The sequence below is a fragment of the Pseudomonas sp. GV085 genome, assembly GCF_003050925.1.
Classification (GTDB): domain Bacteria; phylum Pseudomonadota; class Gammaproteobacteria; order Pseudomonadales; family Pseudomonadaceae; genus Aquipseudomonas.
The window spans coordinates 389,208-406,092 of record NZ_QAOV01000002.1 but is presented as its reverse complement, the minus strand read 5'-3'; the positions used below and the strand labels follow the sequence as shown (position 1 = coordinate 406,092).

Sequence of the window (16,885 nt, the reverse complement as noted above, 5' to 3'; positions counted from 1 at the left end):
AAGGGCTAGCGGATTGACTGTGCGACCACCGTAGCCTTTGCGGGTTCATCCCTGGCAGGTCACATCGGGGTTCTGCATCACTTGAAGCACTGAGGCCTGCGGATCGGATTCGTCCTCTTCCAGTTCGATGAATTCCTCGGGCAGGACGATATTAAGAACGATAGCGCACAGCGCGCCGACGGTGATGGGCGATTCGAAAATGTTGTGCAGGGCCTCGGGCAGTTCACGCAAGACTTCCGGCACCGCCACCACCCCCAGGCCCATGCCGAGGGAAATCGCCACGATCAGCATGTTGCGCCGATGCAGGCCGGCCTCGGCGAGAATCTTGATTCCGGCCACGGCAAAAGAACCGCCAAGTCAGTGGCTTACAGTCGTGGAGCGAACACCTCGCCCACGCTGCGGCGTTTGGCGTGCAGCTGGCTGGCCTGGATCAGTTGTTCGAGGTCTTCGGGCGTGACGTCATAGAACGCCTCCATGTCAGCCAGCGCCAGTTTCAGGTCTTCGGCGGTGATGGCCTGACTGTCGACTGGCGGGTGATCGGCAGGAATCCTGGCCACCGGTTCGCTGGCACTCTTGGGGTAACGAACGCGGGTCAGGTTGTTGAAGGCCAGGGCGCAGAGCAGCATCGTCGCCCCGCTGAGCATCACCGGTTCAATGGCTCTCCAGTCCATGGCAATGGTTGCCGGATCGGCCAGCACCAGGGTCAGGGCCAATGCACCGGCCGGTGGGTGCAGGCACCGCAGCCAGCACATCAGGATCAACGCCATGCCCGCGGCCAGGCAAGCGCTGCCGAGGGTTCGGCCCAACACATGGGCCACCAGCAAGGCAATCACCCCGGCGCTCAAGTAGCCGCCGAGAATCGACCAGGGTTGCGCGAGCGCGCCCGAAGATACGGCAAACAACAGCACCGCCGACGCCCCCAGCGGGCCAATCAGGTGCTGGGCCACCTCAATGCCGAAAACCTGGCTACAGAGCCACACGCTCATCAGTGTCCCCAAGGCCATGCCGATGGCGGCGCGGCTCCATTCGGTGGGGCGGGTGTTGATGGCGGCGGGCAACCAGCGAGCAAGCATTCCGAGAAAAACTCCGGCAGAAAAATCGAGGCAAAAAAAAGGGCTTGGCTGGGAAGCCCAGAAAGCCCTTGAAGGTGTTCCAACTGTTGGGGGAGGAACGCGCACAGTGTGCCGTTCAATCCAGCTACTGACAAATTCATATTAATGAGCTTTCAGTGCATTAATTTTGCTGTAAGGGCACTCGACGGCCGCTCATGAAACACAGCAGCCCGCCCAATGCTGCGAGAGCGCTCAAGGCATAGAACATCGTTGGTGCGGGCGTGTGCATCAGCAGAATGCCGCTGATCACCGGACTCAGGGCGCCACCGAGCGCGGCCAGGTTTTGCGCGCCGTAATAACTGCCACGTAGTTCTTCCGGGGCCAGGGTGTCGACGAACAGGAACTCGGCCGGGTAAATGATCATTTCGCCGAGGGTGAAAATGAACATCGCCACGCACCAGCTCACCAGGCTATCGGCCAGGCTGAAACCGATCAGGCCCAGGATGAACAGGCCCGTGCCGGCCACAATCCACTGACGCAGTTGCTCGCGCTTGAGAAAACGTCCGATCTGATATTGCAGGAGGATCACGCTGAGGGCATTGCAGGCCAGCAGGGCGGCCATGACGTCCATGGTGTTTTTCGAATCGCTGGTCACCAGCAAGTACTGCGACAGATAAAACGTGAAGCGCCCGTGCACCACGGTGCTGAGCAGGCAACCGGCGGTGAACATGATCAGCGTGCGGTCGTTTTTCAGGGTGATCAGGGTTTTGAGGAAGCTCTGCGCCTGACCGGTGACAGACGAACGTGCCGGGTCCTTCGCGATCCCGGTCATCAGGAAAATACTGAAAAAGGCGATGGCCGCTGCGATCAGGAATGGCGCACTGGTATACAGGCCGGCGATCATCACGCCGAGCATCGGGCCGACGGCGTAGCCAATGTTGGTCAAGGTATAGCTCAAGGAAAACGCCTTGGCGCGCTGACCCACAGGCAGGTTTTCACTGAGAATCGCTTTCGAGCCGATCAGAAACAGCGCCGACGCGGTTTCGGTGACGATCAGGGTCATCGTGGTCAGGTAAAGATTTTCGGCGAATGTCAGCAGCATCAGGCCGATGGCGCTGGAAAGCATGGCGAGGATCAGCAGCCGGCGTTTTTCGAAGCGATCGATGATGTAGCCGCCGTACAGGGAGAGCAGGGTGGCGACGAACACCGCAATGCCGAGCAGCAAGCCAACGTCCTGTTGGTTGAGGCCAAGTTTGTCGCTGACGAACAGTGTGAGCAGCGGGCTGGTGATGGCGCGGCTGACGACGATGGTCAAAGAGCAGATCAACAGGCGGCGGATGAGGGGGGAGTAGGTGGTCACGGCGTGAATGTCCTTATTCGATCGGGCCGGCATCACCCCGGTCGTGGGCGCTACTCTAGCAGTCGGACACTCGGTCGTTGCTACGGGATTTGCTTGAGGTGCAGCAGCACGAAATCATTCTTGTCGAACCGCCCGCTCAACACGGGTGGCAATGCGCCAACGGCCGTGCCTTGCAATGCCTTGTACAGGTTCAGGTCCATCATCAGCCACGCCGGGGCCTTGAGGTTTTCCAGTTCCTGGGGCGACTCGGTGAAAACCGGGTGCAGGTCCTGCGGGATGTTGACCATGAATTTGATGGCCTTGGCGTCTTTGCCCATCCCGTGCATGACCAGCGGTGCCGGGTCGTTTTGCACGAGTTCAAACGCCTCGCGGCTGAAGGCCTGGGTGTCGTAAAGCTGTCGTTGGACCGGCTCGAACTGCAAGATATAGAACGACCAGAGTGCCAGGACCGCACAAAAAGCCAGTGCCTGTGCTCGCCAGCGGGATTGCTTGAGCGCTGCCAGGGCGATCACTTGCAGCATACCGAGAAGGATGAACAGGGAAGTGAGGTGAGTAACGTCCTCGGGGAATTTTCGCCGTACCACCAGCAATGCCACGATCAGCAGGCCCGGGATCAGCAGCCACAGCCCCTGCATCAACCCCCGCAGCCAACCCAGCAATCGACCCTGTGTGGCGTAGAACGGATACGCCGCCACGATGGCCGCCATGGGCAGCATCGGCAGCAGGTAACGGGCCTTCTTCGCCTGCGGGACGGAAAGGCCGATCATCACGATCAGTCCGGCCGCTACGCAGTACTGCATCAGGCGCAGTGCCGGCCCGGCTTCCTTTGGGCCTGTCAGCGCAACAGCCCCCAGCGCCAGCACCGCCAACGGCCACGCGAGTGCATAGTTGCCCATCGAGCTGGTGAAGTAATACAACACACCGTTGCTGCCTTCACTGCCGTCCATGCGTCCCATGAACTGCATGCGAATCACGTCCTGCAGGAAGGCCGGGCCGCCGCTGATGTCCGCCATCCACAACAACAGCCCGATGCACACCGCCAGCAGCAACGCTGCCAGCAATCCGAAGACGATCAGCCGTCGCCATTGGCGATTGACCAGGAAATAACTGCATAGCATCCCCGCAGGAATCACGAGGCCGATTGGCCCGCGAATCCAGAAGCCCAGCATCAACAAGGCAAAGATCAGAACCCGGCGGCGCGGCGCCGCAAAGTGATCGGCGGTATAACCCAGGTAAAACACACTGAACGCAACGGCCGCCAGCATCAGGTCGAGGGAAACCGCGCGGGTTTCCGTAATGAAGGTGTTGGTCAACAGCATCAGGGCGATGCTCAGCAGCGCCCAACGCGTGGAATAGGGTGCCAACAGGCGGTACATCAAGGTGACGATGACCGCTGCGGCGATGGCGCTCGGCAGCCATGCGGTCAGACTGGTGACCTGGCCGAACGGCAGTGAAAGCAGCCAGATGAATAGCGTTGAAAGTCCCGAATAGTCTGCGTAGGGCTGGCCATAGGTCGTCGGAAAAAACGACGGCCCATTGCGCAGCATCTCCTGGGCGAATAGCACGAAGCGCGAATCGAAACCGATGGCCGCCTGCTGATACATCCCGGCGCAGAACAACAACAGCGCCAACAGACCCAGCGCGAGGGACTGTTGGCGGATGTGAGGGATCATGAAGTTCAGGCGACCACGGATTCGGCTGACCATTGCTGGTACGGAATCGGCAATTTGCGCGACTCGCCCCGGCCGATCGGGAAGTAGGTGAAACCGATGCGTGCCAGACGGTCTGCGTCGTACAGGTTGCGACCGTCGAAGATTACCGGTGCGTTGAGCCGCTGCTGGATCAGCTCGAAGTCCGGCGCCTTGAACTGTTGCCATTCGGTGCAGATGATCAGTGCATCGGCACCGGTCAAGACCGACTCAGGCGTCCCCATGAGCATCAGTTTCGATTCGTCGGGATACAGTTTCTGGGTTTCCTGCATGGCTTCCGGATCGAACGCACGGACATTCGCCCCGGCGGCCCACAACGATTCCAGCAATACCCGGCTCGGTGCATCGCGCATGTCGTCGGTGTTTGGCTTGAACGCCAGGCCCCACAAGGCAAAGGTCCTGCCACGCAAGTCGCCCTTGTAGAACGCGTTGATGCGTTCGAACAGTTTGTGTTTCTGCCGCTCGTTGATGGCTTCCACCGCTTGCAGCAGGTCGCTGGAGCAATGAGCCTCCTCGGCGCTGTGGATCAGGGCGCGCATGTCCTTGGGGAAGCATGAGCCGCCGTAGCCGCAACCCGGGTAGATGAAGTGGTAACCGATACGCGAGTCGGCGCCGATGCCCAGGCGCACCGATTCGATGTCGGCACCCAGGTGTTCGGCCAGTTCGGCGATCTGGTTGATGAAGCTGATCTTGGTCGCCAGCATGCAGTTGGCGGCGTACTTGGTCAGCTCGGCACTGCGCAGGTCCATGAACATGATGCGTTCATGGTTGCGGTTGAAGGGCGAGTACAGGTCACGCATCACTTCGCGTACTTCGTCGCGTTCACAACCGACGACGATACGGTCCGGGCGGCGGCAGTCGGCCACGGCCGAACCTTCTTTCAAAAACTCCGGGTTGGAGACGATATCGAACTGTAAAGCGCGCCCGGCATTGAGCAGGCATTTGTCGATGTGTGCACGCAAGGCGTCGCCGGTGCCGACCGGAACGGTGGATTTCTCCACCAGGATCGCCGGTTGTTCGCGATGCCGTGCTACGGCTTCGCCCACAGACATCACGTAGCGCAAGTCCGCCGAGCCATTGTCCCGGGATGGAGTACCGACCGCGATGAACAGCACCTCTCCGTGCTGTACCGCGAATTTTTCGTCGTTGGTGAACTGCAACCGCTTGGCGTCAAGGCCTTCGCGTACCAGGCTGGCCAGCCCGGGTTCGAAAATACTCACGTGGCCCTGCTTGAGCAGTTCGACCTTTTTCTCGTCAACGTCCATGCAGACCACGTCGTGGCCGACTTCGGCCAGAACCGCTGCCTGCACCAGGCCAACATAACCGCTACCAAACACACTGATTTTCATGGGGCACTCCTTGATTCGGGCGCACGAGCAGGTCGAGAATTGATGGTAATGACGCCGAGGATGACCAATGCCACGCCAAGGCTTTTTGTAAGGCTGAATGATTCGTTGAACAGCGGCAGGCTGGCGGCCAGCAGGTACACCAGCGCGTAGCTGATGCTCAGCAACGAGTAGGCCCGGCCCAGCGGCAGGTCCCGCAGGGCGGCGAGCCAGCAGAGCATCGACAAGGCATAGGCGAAGATGGCCACGAGCACCACGGCAACGGCGGTAAGGTCCATGTGAGCGCTGAGCCATTGTTCGGGCTGTGGCAGGTGACTCATGCTCCAGCGCATGCCCAATTGGGCGGCGCTGACCAGCAACACGCTGCCCAGTGCGAAGGCAATACCGCGACTCAGGTTCATGCGTGCTGCCCCAGCAGAGCCACGCCGCCGATCACCAGCGCCACACCCAGCCAGTGGCGGCGGTCGATGGTTTCGTGGAACACGAAACGCGCGACCAGAGTGATCAGCACGAAGTTCAGGCTCAGCATCGGGTAGGCAATCCCGACTTCCAGGCGTTGCAGCACCAGCAACCACACCAGCAGGCCCAGGCCCAAAGAGGCGAGGGCCAGCCAAAGCCAGGGCGAGCGCAGTTTGTCTGCCCACCCGGAAGGTTTGCCGCGCCAGCTTTCTACCGCATATTTCTGGGCGATCTGGCCCAGGCAGGTCAGCAGACAGGCCATTAACAGCAATAGCAGGCTCATGGCGCCGCCTGAGGAATGATCAAAATCACCAGATTGCCTTGTTCATACCGCTTGCCCTCTTTGGGCAATTGTTCGAGTTCGCGCAACTCTTCCTCGCCCTTGACCCGCATGACCACACCGACCGAACCTAGCTGGCGAGCGTCGTGCATCCACTGTTGCACCTGGTCGGGGTCGACACGCTGCTTGAGCGAGTCAGGGTAGCCAAGGCCATATTTCAACTCGCCTATCGTGTTGAAAAAAGCCACTTCCGGGCGTTTCACCCGCCAGGACAACGCCGACGCGGCGCCCAGATCGTTGCTCAACAATTTGGCACTCTGGCCAAGTTCCTGGGCGTGATCGAGGATGAACTGGTCAGGGGTTTTATTGGCGACTACGGAATTGGGCAGTCCGGCAGGCAATAAACCGATGAGCAACAGGCTGCCAAAAGCCGGGGCTGCCCAGCACTGCAGCGGGCGGAAGGCCTGCAGCACGTTGGCCATGATCCAGCCGGTCAAGCCGATGAACACCAACACCAGGTTGTGCAGTTCATGATCGTAAATCGGCTTTTTCAATTGCAGATAAACCAGGGCCAGCAGGGTGACCACACCCACCACCAGGTTCAGCAGGCCGTTGATGCCCAGGGCGCGACCTCGCTCCAGCTTCAATCGGTCAGCCAGTGCATGGCCGAGCAACAATGCCAGAGGCAACAGGCACGGCAGGATGTAGGCTGGCAACTTGCCTTTGCTCAGGCTGAAGAAGAACAACGGCATCCATAGCCACAGCAGCAGGAACCCGATATTGGACTGGCGTCGGGTCTGCCAGGCTTGCTTCAAGGCTGGCGGCAGCAAGGCAACCCACGGCATGCTGAAAGCCACCAGTAACGGCAGGTAATACCACCATGGCGCATTGTGCTGGGCATCGTCCCCGGCAAAACGGCGGATGTGTTCGTGCCAGAAGAAAAAGCGCCAGTAGTCAGGCTCCTGGGCGTGCACTGCAAGCGCCCATGGCAGGCTGACGGCGATGGCTACCACGACCGCCACCGGGCCGTAGACCAGCAGTTCACGCCAGCGTTTTTGCCAGATCATCCAGGGCAGGGCGATCAACACCGGCAACAACCAGGCCAGGAAACCCTTGGTCATGAAGCCCATGCCGCAGGCCAGGCCCAGCGCCGCCCACGCGATCAGGCGTTGCCCGCGGCTCGTACTGTCGAGCGCGAACCATAACGCCACCAGGCTGAGGTTGACCCAGAAGGTGAATTGCGGGTCGAGGTTGGCATATCCCGCCGAAGCGGCAACGACCGTGAAACTCATGTACAGCAGCGCGCAGGCGAAACTCTTGCGCGGTTCGTTCCACATCCGGCGGGCGACCAGGTAGCACAGCAGCACGCTCAAACCGGTGCTCAGAGCCGAAGCGAAGCGCACTCCGAAAAGGTTTTGGCCGAACAGCGCCTGACCGATGGCAATCATCCAGTAGCCGGCCGCGGGTTTTTCGAAATAGCGCACGTCCATGAAATGCGGCGACACCCAGTTGCCGCTCAGGAGCATGCCCTGGCTGATCTGGGCGTAGCGGGTTTCGTCAGGAATCCATAAGCCATGACTACCCAGTGGCAACAGGTATGCCAGCGCCACCATGGCCATCAATAACGGCAAAGCCCAGCGTTTGCTCATTCGCCTTGCACTCCCAGCCAGCCTTCGCGACCTTCGAGAGCACCGCGTACCACGCGGCCGATCGGCAAACTGGCAGGGGCCTGGGGCAACAAGTCGCCCAAAGGTTGAAAATGTATAGTCCGCTGACGCGCATCGCTCAGCAGTTGACGGAAATCGTTGGCCATCAGAATCCCTTCTACCTCGGCATGGATCGTGTAGACGTTGAGTTTTTCCGGCGTGAACCGGTCCAGGATGAACCTGTTGAAATCCTTGGCGGCGACGGTCGGCCCGACCACTTCGTCGAAGGTCGGCAGGTCCACCGGGATTTGCGGTGCACCCAGGCGACCATCGGCCAATCGCGGCTGGAACAGGCTCAGGCCGCGACAATCGCTGTTATAGCGAAAGCCGAAACCCTGCTTGGCTTCGATCACACGCTCGTCGGCACGCCACCCGGCGGACGCCGAGCAGGTGATCTTATCCCCGAGAATGTCGCCGAGGGTGTCCACGCCACGGCGTATCTGTTCGACCAGTTGTGCGTCGCTCCAGCGCCCGGCGTTGGCTTGCCAGCCGTGGTGATCCCAAGCGTGCAGGCCAACCTCATGCCCGGCATCCCGGGCCTGGCGCATCAAGTGCCCCAGGTCGCGGCCGATCGGTTTTCCAGGCCATGCGGTGCCGGCCAGCAGAATGTCCCAGCCATACAGGCCGGCTGCGTTGGAACGGAGCATTTTCCAGAGAAACTGTGGACGGATGAGGCGCCACAAGTGGCGCCCCATGTTGTCCGGCCCGACACTGAAGAAGAACGTCGCCTTGACCTGCGCTTCATCAAGGATTTCCAGCAACCGAGGCACCCCTTCACGGGTGCCCCGGTAGGTGTCGACATCAATCCGCAGTCCCGCCTGCATCAGCGCTTGTCCGCGATTTCGAGCATGGCCTCGCGCAAGAAGAAGTCCAGGGTGTTGCCGATGGTTTCACTCATCTCCACGGTTGGTGTCCAGTCCAGCAGGCGCTTGGCGTTGGCGATGCTTGGCTTGCGGTGCGACACGTCCTGATAACCGGTGCCGTAGAACGCCTTGCTCTCGATGTCGCGGAAACCGGCGAACGGAGGGAAGTTGGCGCGCAGTGGGTGCGCTTCGAACTGACGCAGCAGCTCTTCGCCCAACTGACGGATGCTGGCTTCGTTTTCCGGGTTGCCGATGTTGATGATCTGGCCGTTGCAGACATCGTTGTCGTTGTCGATGATTCGCGCCAGTGCTTCCACACCATCGGCGATGTCGGTGAAGCAGCGTTTTTGCTCGCCACCGTCGAATAGGCGAATCGGCGTACCTTCCACCAGATTCAGGATCAGCTGGGTAATGGCGCGGGAGCTGCCGATACGGGCCGAATCCAGACGGTCCAGGCGTGGACCCATCCAGTTGAACGGACGGAACAGGGTGAAGTTCAGGCCCTTCTGGCCATAAGCCCAGATCACGCGGTCCAGCAGTTGCTTGGAGACCGAGTAGATCCAGCGCTGTTTGTTGATCGGGCCGACCACCAGGTTGGAGTTGTCTTCGTCGAAGTTGTTGTCCTGGCACATGCCATAGACTTCCGAGGTCGACGGGAAGATCACGCGCTTGTTGTACTTGACGCAGTAGCGAACCAGCTTCAGGTTTTCTTCGAAATCCAGTTCGAACACGCGCAACGGGTTACGGGTGTATTCGATTGGCGTGGCGATGGCCACCAGCGGCAGTACCACGTCGCACTTCTTGATGTGGTACTCGATCCACTCGGAGTGGATGCTGATGTCGCCTTCGACGAAGTGGAAGTTCGGGTGGCTGCGCAGGCGCTCGATGGCGTCCGAACCGATGTCCAGGCCATAGACCTCGTAGCGGTCGTCACGCAACAAACGCTCGGACAAGTGGTTGCCGATGAAGCCGTTGACGCCGAGGATCAGCACGCGGGTGCGACGTGGGGCACGGCCGGATTCGGCACCGCGCAGCACGGAACCGTCCACCAGGCCCAGTTCGTTGGCCAGTTGCGGACCGCTCAGGTACAGACCGTTGTCGTTGCGCTGGCCGGCGTTGATGATCAGCGAGTCTTGACCGCAGGCGATGCGCAGCGGGTCGACGCTGATGACGCGGCCCGGCGCCAGGCCTTCGTTGCCCTTGGCGACTTCGGCGCTCCAGACAATCAGCTTGTGCTCGCCTACCGCGCAGAAGGCACCCGGGTATGGCTGGGTCACGGCGCGGACGAGGTTGAACAGTTCTTCGGCCGGCCTGGCCCAGACCAGTTTGCCGTCAGCCGGAGTGCGACGGCCGAACACAGTAGCCTTGGATTCGTCTTGCGGTGTTTCGCTGACCTTGCCTTGCAGCAGCGCCGGCAGGGTGTCGCGCAGCAGTTCAGCGGCGGCGGTGCGCAATTTGCCGTGCAGGCTCAGCGCGGTGTCGCTGCGCTCGATTGCGACTTTTCGCTGGGCGACGATGGCGCCCGCATCGGCACGCTTGACCATACGGTGCAGGGTCACGCCGGTTTCCGTTTCGCCGTTGACCAGCACCCAGTTGGCCGGTGCGCGGCCGCGGTAGCGTGGCAGCAGGGAACCGTGCAGGTTGAACGCGCCTTTGCGCGCCGTCGCCAGCAGTGCTTCGCTCAGCAGGTTGCGGTAGTAGAAGGAGAAAATGTAGTCGGGATCGAGCTTGGCGATACGCTCGATCCACAACGGATGGTTGGCGTCTTCCGGTGCATGCACGGCAATGCCGTGGCGGGCGCACAGCTGTGCGACAGAACCGTAGAACGCGTTCTCCTTCGGATCGTCGGCGTGAGTGAACACCGCTGCGATCTCGAACCCGGAGGAGAGCAGGGATTCGATGCCGGCGCAGCCAATATCGTGATAGGCGAAGACAACAGCTTTTGCACTCATGAAGGAACCTGATCTGAAGAAGTGGAAGTAAGGCCGTCGACGGTAACAACGGAAGCGGGGGATTCGGGCTGGCTACGCAGCACCTTTTCAATGAAGAAGCGCGGACGTGCGCGCACGTCGCTGTACATGCGGCCCAGGTATTCACCCAACAGGCCCATGCCGATGAATTGACCACCGGTGAAGACGAACAGCACGGCGAACAGTACGAAGGTACCGCCACCGGCCCAGCCGGCACCGAACACCAGGCGCAACAGGATCAGCGTGATGGCGAACAGTACGCCCAGGGCCGCCATGCCGACGCCGACGATGCTCAGCAGTCGTAGCGGCGTGGTGGTCATGCAGGTGACCAGGTCGAACATCAGGTTGATCAGGCGCATGGGGCTGTACTTGGAATCGCCGTGTTCACGCTCGGCGTGGGTCACGGGGATTTCCGTGGTGTGGCGGGCAAAGCTGTTGGCCAGGATCGGAATGAAGGTGCTGCGTTCACGGCAGGCGAGCATGGCGTCGACGATGCTGCGTCGGTAGGCGCGGAGCATGCAGCCGTAGTCGCTCATGGCTACGCCGGTGGAACGCTTCACGGCCAGGTTGATCAGCTTCGATGGCCAGCGGCGCAAGGCCGAGTCCTGACGGTTGTTGCGCACCGTCGCGACGACGTCATAGCCAAGTTCGGCCTGGGCCACCAGCCGCGGGATTTCTTCGGGCGGGTTTTGCAGGTCGGCATCGAGGGTGATGACGACATCGCCCTTGCACTGTTCGAAACCGGCCATGATCGCCGCGTGCTGGCCATAGTTGCGGTTGAGGATCACCGCCACCACCGGGCTGCCTTCGCGGGAGGCGGCGTCTTCCAGGATCTGTGCGGAGTCGTCGCGACTGCCGTCGTCGACCAGCACGATTTCATAGGCCTGGTGCAACTGCTGGCAGGCCGCTTCGGTGCGCCGGAGCAACTCAGGCAGGCTTTCCTGTTCGTTGTAGACCGGAATGACGATCGAAACGAAATTGATTGGGTAAGGTCTCAAAGGCTTCTGTCCATGCAGTTTTCAATGGCGCCGACGACGCGCTCGACATCATCGGTGGTCATGTCGGGGAACAACGGGATCGAACACAGCCGCGCCGAATTCCATTCGGTGTTGGGCAGGTACAGATTAGGGTAACGCTGGCGGTAGTAGGTGTGCAGGTGTGTGGCGATGAAGTGAATGCCGGTGCCGACATTCTGCTCCTGGAGCGCTTTCATGAACGCTTCGCGATCCAGCCCGCAGCGCTCGGCATCGATGCGCAGGATGAACAGGTGCCAGGCGTGCTTGTGCGAGTAAGCGGGGACAGCCAGCGGTTGCACCGGCAAGCCTTCCAGGCGTTGCAAGTAGGTCTGGGCCAGTTGAGTGCGCCTGGCGTTGATCTCGTCCAGGCGTTCCAGCTGCACCAGTGCGATGGCCGCGTTGATGTCAGCCAGGTTGTACTTGAAGCCGGGCTCGACCACTTGGGCCTGGGGCTTGCGGCCGTGGGTCAGGCGGTCATAGGCATCAACCCCCAGTCCGTGAAACTTGAGCATGCGTACCCGCGAGGCCAGGGCTTCATCGTCGCTGACGAACATGGCGCCTTCGGCGCAGGTCATGTTCTTGATCGCGTGGAACGAGAAGATCGCCGTGCCTTTGGAACCGACGTGGCGACCTTTATAGAAAGTGCCTGCCGCGTGTGCGGCGTCTTCGATCACGGCAATGCCGTGTTTGTCGGCCAGGGCGTAGAGCGGATCGAGGTCGAATGCCGCACCGGCGTAATGCACCGGGATAATGGCTTTGGTGCGCGGTGTGATCGCGGCTTCAATAGCGGCCACGTCGGTCATCAGCGTGTCGCGGTCGATGTCGACGAACACCGGCGTGGCACCCAGCAGGGTGATCATGTTGGCGGTGGAAACCCAGGTTTGCGAGGGCGTAATGACTTCATCGCCGGGACCGACACCCAATGCCAGCAGAGTGATATGCATCCCGCCGGTGGCCGAGGAAAGTGCCACGGCATGCCGGCAACCGACGTAGTTGGCGAAGTGTTCTTCCAGTGCCTGGTTCTTCGGTCCGGTAGTGATCCACCCGGAGCGCAATACTTGTTCTACGGCCGCGATTTCTTCGTCGCCGATGCTGGGACGGGAGAACGGGAGAAACGCCTGACTCATGGGCACCTCTGGGGCTGAAAACGTAAATAGCCTTTGAGGCTAAAAGGGATCCAAAAATCAGCCTAGACGCTAAATCAGAACCTGCATCAAATCAACCAGTTACTGGATGGAGGTAAAAAATTGCATCAGTTGACTTTTTTCGCCATGGCCGGCAGGTTGGACGTCCATCTGGGCTGCGCCGACTCTATAGAAGGTTATGCCCGATTTTGTGAAAGGAACATGAAAAAACGGTTGGGGAATCGTTTATCTGAAAGCTATTAAGCCGCTGTTCAGACTTCCCGCATGTATGGCGGTTCTTGGGAAAAGTCCTACAGCTGTAATGTCTTTTACATCATCGTTATTTCACTTCTTAGTTGCTTCATTGAACTGTTTTCATTCAAGGCCGTTTCGTTTGATTGACTTACCTGTTACTGACTCAAGTTTACCCCTCACCAATCCGCTGACCCTGTATCTGGCGCGACTGGCGCCGTCCAGCCAACTGACCATGCGTTATGTGCTGCAGGATGCCGCCGACCGCCTGGGCTTCGAAGATCACGATATCGAGGAGATACCCTGGCACAACTTGCAGCCCGAAGACGTGATCGCGCTGGTGGCCACTCTACGTTCGGATGGCTATGCACCGAACACCTCCTCGCTGTATGTCAACGCGGTGCGCGGGGTGATGAACGAAGCGTGGCGCATGAGCCTGATCTCTCAGGACCATCTGTTGAAGATGCGTACGGTGAAGGGCATGGCCGGTACACGGCTGTCCCAGGGGCGCAATCTCAGGCGCACGCTGATTCAGGAATTGATGGCGGTCTGCGCCGCCGATCCGCGGCCACAGGGACTGCGGGATGCCGCGATCATCGGGATTCTGTACGGTTCGGGAATGCGCAAATCCGAATCGGTGAACCTGGAACTGGACCAGGTCGATTTCACCGAGCGCAGCCTGCGGGTGACGGCCAAGGGCAACAAGCAATTGATCAAGTACGCCCCGGCCTGGGCCTTCGCCAAGCTTGAAGCCTGGCTCGAGCTGCGTCGTTCGTTGCTCAAGGAAGGAGAGGCGGACGACCCGTTTCTGTTCAATCGCATCCGCCGGGGCAGCCATATCACCCGTGAGCGCATCACCAAACATGCGATCTATTACATCGCCCGGCAGCGGGGCGCGCAGGTCGGGGTGAAAATCATGCCCCACGACTTCCGGCGTTCATTCATAACCCGGGTGATCGAAGAGCATGATTTGTCGATTGCGCAGAAACTGGCACATCACAGCAACATCCAGACCACGGCCAACTACGATGTGCGCGATGACAACGAGCGGCGTCGGGCGGTGGATCGATTCGATCTGTGAACGATCACAACTCGCTCAGCACATGGGCATGGCCGATGGTCGAGACCTGAACCGAGCTGCCGGCGGGTGGTGCATACATGCCTGAGCTGCGCACCAGCAGTGATCGGCCCGGTTGCTCGCTACTGGTCAACGGCTGGAGTTCCACCGTCAGCGTGCAGGTGTTGCCGCTGAAGTCCCGGTCGGTGACCACGGCCCGGCAACCGCTGTCTTGCGGGTCACTGGGCAGGATGCTGGCCAGTTGCAGCTGTTCGGGGCGCAGCATGATCTGCGCCGAGCGGTTGTTGCGGTGGTTGTTGACCGGGATCCGCCCCAGGTCGCAATGGGCCCAGCCCGCCTCGATGCGCGCGGGCATGACCACGGCATCCCCCAGAAACAGCGCGGTCTGTTCGTCTTCAGGATAACGGTAAAGGTCCAGCGGGTGCCCTGACTGGACCAATCGGCCATGGCGCATCACTGCCAACTGGTCGGCGAACGACAGAGCTTCACTCTGGTCATGGGTGACCAGAATGGTGGTGACGCCCGCGTCTTCCAGCAGTCGCGCAACCATCTTGCGCATCGCCGCGCGCAATCCGGTATCGAGCGCCGAGAACGGCTCGTCCAGCAGCATCAGCCGTGGTTGTTGCGCCAATGCCCGGGCCAGGGCCACTCGCTGTTGCTGGCCACCGGACAATTCGTGAGGCCAGCGCTCGGCCATCTTCGCGTCCAGCGCCACACTGTCCATCAATTCGGCGATTCGCTGTTGTTTTTCAGTGCCCTTGGTCGCCAGGCCGAAGCCGATGTTCGCGGCCACGGTCATGTGTGGAAAGAGTGCGCCATCCTGCGGCACATAGCCGATCAGACGTCGATGGGCCGGCACTTCGTGGGTGCCGTCGACCAGGGTCTGACCATTGAACGAAAGACGCCCGGCGTCGGGGAATTCGAAGCCGGCAATCATGCGCAGTAACGTGGTTTTACCGGAGCCGGAAGGACCGACGATCACCGTGCGACTGCCGCTGGGCACCGACAGGCTGACGTTGTCCAGGGCGCAATGGGCGCCATAGGACTTGTAGAGGGCATTCAATTCAAGAGTGTTCATCGGCCAGCCGTTTTTTTCGATTGGTGATAAAGAAGTCCGGTCAACGGAAGCGACAGCACAACCATCAATAAGGCGTAAGGCGCAGCGGCCGCGTAATCGATTTCGCTGGTCATGGCCCAGAATCCGGTCGCCAGGGTGCGCGTGCCATTCGGGGACAGCAGCAGGGTGGCGGTCAATTCGTTGGTGATCGCCAGGAACACCAGCGCCGCGCCGGCGGCAGCCCCCGGCGCGGCCAGGCGCAAGGTGATCAGCCACAGGGCCCGGGCCGGCGAGCGGCCCAGGCTGCGGGCAATGTTTTCCAGTTCCACCGGGGCCTGGGCAATGCCTGCGCGCAGGCTCACCAGGGCGCGGGGCAAGAACATCAGCAGGTACGCCAGCAGCACGGTGAAGGTGGTCTGGTAAATCGGCCGGGCAAAATGGATCGTGATGGTCACCAGTGCCAGCGCCACGATAATTCCCGGCAGGGAACTGGTGATGTAGTTGCAGCTTTCCAGCACTCGTTGCAGTCGGCCGGGGTAGCGGATCGACAGCCAGGCGATCGGGATCGCCGCGCAAGTGGTCAGCGCCGCGCCAGCGACGCCCAACAGCAGGGTTTGCTCCAGCGCAGGCAGCAATTCGGCCATGTCCCAGACTTCCACGCCCCCGGCGATCAGCCATTTACCCAAGGTGATCAAGGGCACGCCCAGGGCCAGGGCGCAGGTCACGATTTGCAGGGTCAGCGAGAGCAGGGTGGATACCGGTTTCAGGCACACGACCCGTTGCTCCCGGGCGCTTCCCGAACCGACGCGAGCGTAACGCGCCGAACCCCGGGCGGCGGATTCGGCCGTCAACATCGCCAGGCAACACAACGCCAGCACGCTGGCCAGCATATGCGCCGCTGCGCCGTTGAAGGTCGATTTGAACTGATCGAAGATCGCGGTGGTAAAAGTGTCGAAGCGGATCATCGCGTACAGGCCGTATTCGGCCAGCAGATGCAGGCCGACCAGCAAGGCGCCACCGCAGATCGCTAAGCGCAATTGCGGCAGTACCACGCGGAAAAACACTTTCCAGGGTTTGAGCCCCATGGATTCGGCGACGTCCTCAATGGCCGGATCGAGCCGACGCAAAGTGGCCGCCACCGGCAGATACAGGAACGGGAAGTAGGCGATGACCGAGACCAGGACACCGGCAAACAACCCGTGAATAGGCGGCACCAGGCTGACCCAGGCGTAGCTGTGAACGAACGCGGGCACTGCCAGCGGTGCGGTGGCCAACAACGACCACCAGCGCCGTCCGGGTAAATTCGTGCGTTCTGTGAGCCACGCCAGCGTCACCCCCAGCGCAACGCACAACGGAATCGTCAGCAGTACCAGCAATACGGTATTGATCAGCAGTTCGCCAACCCGGGGGCGGAACACCAGAGTCACGACGGTTGACCAGCCTGTCTGCAGGGACACGCCAACAACGTAAGCGATCGGTAGCAGCGCCAGTAATGAAACCAGCACCGATAAACCGATCACCCATACACCGCCACGTCCCGCAAAGACTCCGCGGGATCGTCGGCGCAAATGTGCGGGTGTCGCCTCAACGACCCCCGCAGGCAGGGTTTCAGG

At 60.8% G+C, this 16,885-nt stretch carries 14 protein-coding genes and 1 pseudogene; 1 reads left to right on the top strand and 14 read right to left on the bottom strand.

Annotated elements, in window-relative coordinates; genetic code table 11:
• Window positions 1-5: 5 nt before the first annotated feature.
• From C8K63_RS05715 to arnB, 12 genes and pseudogenes are all read right to left on the bottom strand, one after another.
• Window positions 6-351, bottom strand: a pseudogene (locus tag C8K63_RS05715) (xanthine permease XanP); the annotation flags it as partial.
• Between the two features lie 14 nt (window positions 352-365).
• On the bottom strand, window positions 366-1,073 hold the full coding sequence (locus C8K63_RS05710; protein WP_108215804.1) for an HPP family protein: 708 nt from the start codon (window positions 1,071-1,073) through the stop codon (window positions 366-368).
• Window positions 1,074-1,233: 160 nt separating this feature from the next.
• Entirely contained in the window at window positions 1,234-2,412 is a 1,179-nt protein-coding gene (locus C8K63_RS05705; protein WP_108216083.1) for an MFS transporter, read from the bottom strand.
• Window positions 2,413-2,492: 80 nt separating this feature from the next.
• Window positions 2,493-4,085, bottom strand: coding sequence for an ArnT family glycosyltransferase (locus tag C8K63_RS05700; protein ID WP_371920731.1), 1,593 nt, complete (start codon window positions 4,083-4,085; stop codon window positions 2,493-2,495).
• A 5-nt stretch (window positions 4,086-4,090) separates the two neighbouring features.
• Window positions 4,091-5,470 carry a UDP-glucose/GDP-mannose dehydrogenase family protein gene (locus C8K63_RS05695; RefSeq protein WP_108215802.1) on the bottom strand — a complete coding sequence of 460 codons (1,380 nt, stop codon included), beginning with the start codon at window positions 5,468-5,470 and terminating at the stop codon, window positions 4,091-4,093.
• Complete coding sequence (gene arnF, locus C8K63_RS05690; protein WP_108215801.1) at window positions 5,467-5,868, bottom strand: 4-amino-4-deoxy-L-arabinose-phosphoundecaprenol flippase subunit ArnF; 402 nt, start codon at window positions 5,866-5,868, stop codon at window positions 5,467-5,469. Before arnF ends, C8K63_RS05695 begins: the two co-directional genes overlap by 4 nt.
• Window positions 5,865-6,209, bottom strand: a complete 345-nt coding sequence (gene arnE / locus C8K63_RS05685) for a 4-amino-4-deoxy-L-arabinose-phosphoundecaprenol flippase subunit ArnE (RefSeq protein WP_108215800.1) — start codon at window positions 6,207-6,209, stop codon at window positions 5,865-5,867. The genes arnF and arnE overlap by 4 nt, the downstream gene beginning before the upstream one ends.
• A complete protein-coding gene (arnT, locus tag C8K63_RS05680; RefSeq protein ID WP_108215799.1) occupies window positions 6,206-7,855 on the bottom strand; it encodes a lipid IV(A) 4-amino-4-deoxy-L-arabinosyltransferase in 1,650 nt (549 codons plus the stop codon). Before arnT ends, arnE begins: the two co-directional genes overlap by 4 nt.
• On the bottom strand, window positions 7,852-8,736 hold the full coding sequence (gene arnD / locus C8K63_RS05675) for a 4-deoxy-4-formamido-L-arabinose-phosphoundecaprenol deformylase (protein ID WP_108215798.1): 885 nt from the start codon (window positions 8,734-8,736) through the stop codon (window positions 7,852-7,854). The genes arnT and arnD overlap by 4 nt, the downstream gene beginning before the upstream one ends.
• Window positions 8,736-10,727: a bifunctional UDP-4-amino-4-deoxy-L-arabinose formyltransferase/UDP-glucuronic acid oxidase ArnA gene (arnA, locus tag C8K63_RS05670; RefSeq protein ID WP_108215797.1), complete on the bottom strand. Its 1,992-nt coding sequence runs from the start codon at window positions 10,725-10,727 to the stop codon at window positions 8,736-8,738. The genes arnD and arnA overlap by 1 nt, the downstream gene beginning before the upstream one ends.
• On the bottom strand, window positions 10,724-11,743 hold the full coding sequence (gene arnC / locus C8K63_RS05665; protein ID WP_108215796.1) for an undecaprenyl-phosphate 4-deoxy-4-formamido-L-arabinose transferase: 1,020 nt from the start codon (window positions 11,741-11,743) through the stop codon (window positions 10,724-10,726). Before arnC ends, arnA begins: the two co-directional genes overlap by 4 nt.
• A complete protein-coding gene (arnB, locus tag C8K63_RS05660; RefSeq protein WP_108215795.1) occupies window positions 11,740-12,888 on the bottom strand; it encodes a UDP-4-amino-4-deoxy-L-arabinose aminotransferase in 1,149 nt (382 codons plus the stop codon). Before arnB ends, arnC begins: the two co-directional genes overlap by 4 nt.
• A 391-nt stretch (window positions 12,889-13,279) precedes the next feature.
• On the opposite strand from arnB, the gene xerC reads away from it, so the two are divergent.
• Window positions 13,280-14,218: a tyrosine recombinase XerC gene (xerC, locus tag C8K63_RS05655; protein WP_108215794.1), complete on the top strand. Its 939-nt coding sequence runs from the start codon at window positions 13,280-13,282 to the stop codon at window positions 14,216-14,218.
• A gap of 4 nt (window positions 14,219-14,222) precedes the next feature.
• On the opposite strand, the gene C8K63_RS05650 is transcribed toward xerC, so the two are convergent.
• Window positions 14,223-15,293, bottom strand: coding sequence for an ABC transporter ATP-binding protein (locus C8K63_RS05650; protein ID WP_108215793.1), 1,071 nt, complete (start codon window positions 15,291-15,293; stop codon window positions 14,223-14,225).
• Window positions 15,290-16,840: an iron ABC transporter permease gene (locus C8K63_RS05645; protein WP_263292454.1), complete on the bottom strand. Its 1,551-nt coding sequence runs from the start codon at window positions 16,838-16,840 to the stop codon at window positions 15,290-15,292. Before C8K63_RS05645 ends, C8K63_RS05650 begins: the two co-directional genes overlap by 4 nt.
• Between the last annotated feature and the right edge of the window lie 45 nt (window positions 16,841-16,885).

Excerpts from the sequence above, each read along its gene's own strand:
- C8K63_RS05710 (WP_108215804.1), bottom strand. The coding sequence starts at position 1,073 with ATGCTTGCTCGCTGGTTGCCCGCCGCCATCAACACCCGCCCCACCGAA.
- C8K63_RS05700 (WP_371920731.1), bottom strand. The coding sequence starts at position 4,085 with ATGATCCCTCACATCCGCCAACAGTCCCTCGCGCTGGGTCTGTTGGCG.
- C8K63_RS05695 (WP_108215802.1), bottom strand. The coding sequence starts at position 5,470 with ATGAAAATCAGTGTGTTTGGTAGCGGTTATGTTGGCCTGGTGCAGGCA.
- arnF (WP_108215801.1), bottom strand. The coding sequence starts at position 5,868 with ATGAACCTGAGTCGCGGTATTGCCTTCGCACTGGGCAGCGTGTTGCTG.
- arnE (WP_108215800.1), bottom strand. The coding sequence starts at position 6,209 with ATGAGCCTGCTATTGCTGTTAATGGCCTGTCTGCTGACCTGCCTGGGC.
- arnT (WP_108215799.1), bottom strand. The coding sequence starts at position 7,855 with ATGAGCAAACGCTGGGCTTTGCCGTTATTGATGGCCATGGTGGCGCTG.
- arnD (WP_108215798.1), bottom strand. The coding sequence starts at position 8,736 with ATGCAGGCGGGACTGCGGATTGATGTCGACACCTACCGGGGCACCCGT.
- arnA (WP_108215797.1), bottom strand. The coding sequence starts at position 10,727 with ATGAGTGCAAAAGCTGTTGTCTTCGCCTATCACGATATTGGCTGCGCC.
- arnB (WP_108215795.1), bottom strand. The coding sequence starts at position 12,888 with ATGAGTCAGGCGTTTCTCCCGTTCTCCCGTCCCAGCATCGGCGACGAA.
- C8K63_RS05650 (WP_108215793.1), bottom strand. The coding sequence starts at position 15,293 with ATGAACACTCTTGAATTGAATGCCCTCTACAAGTCCTATGGCGCCCAT.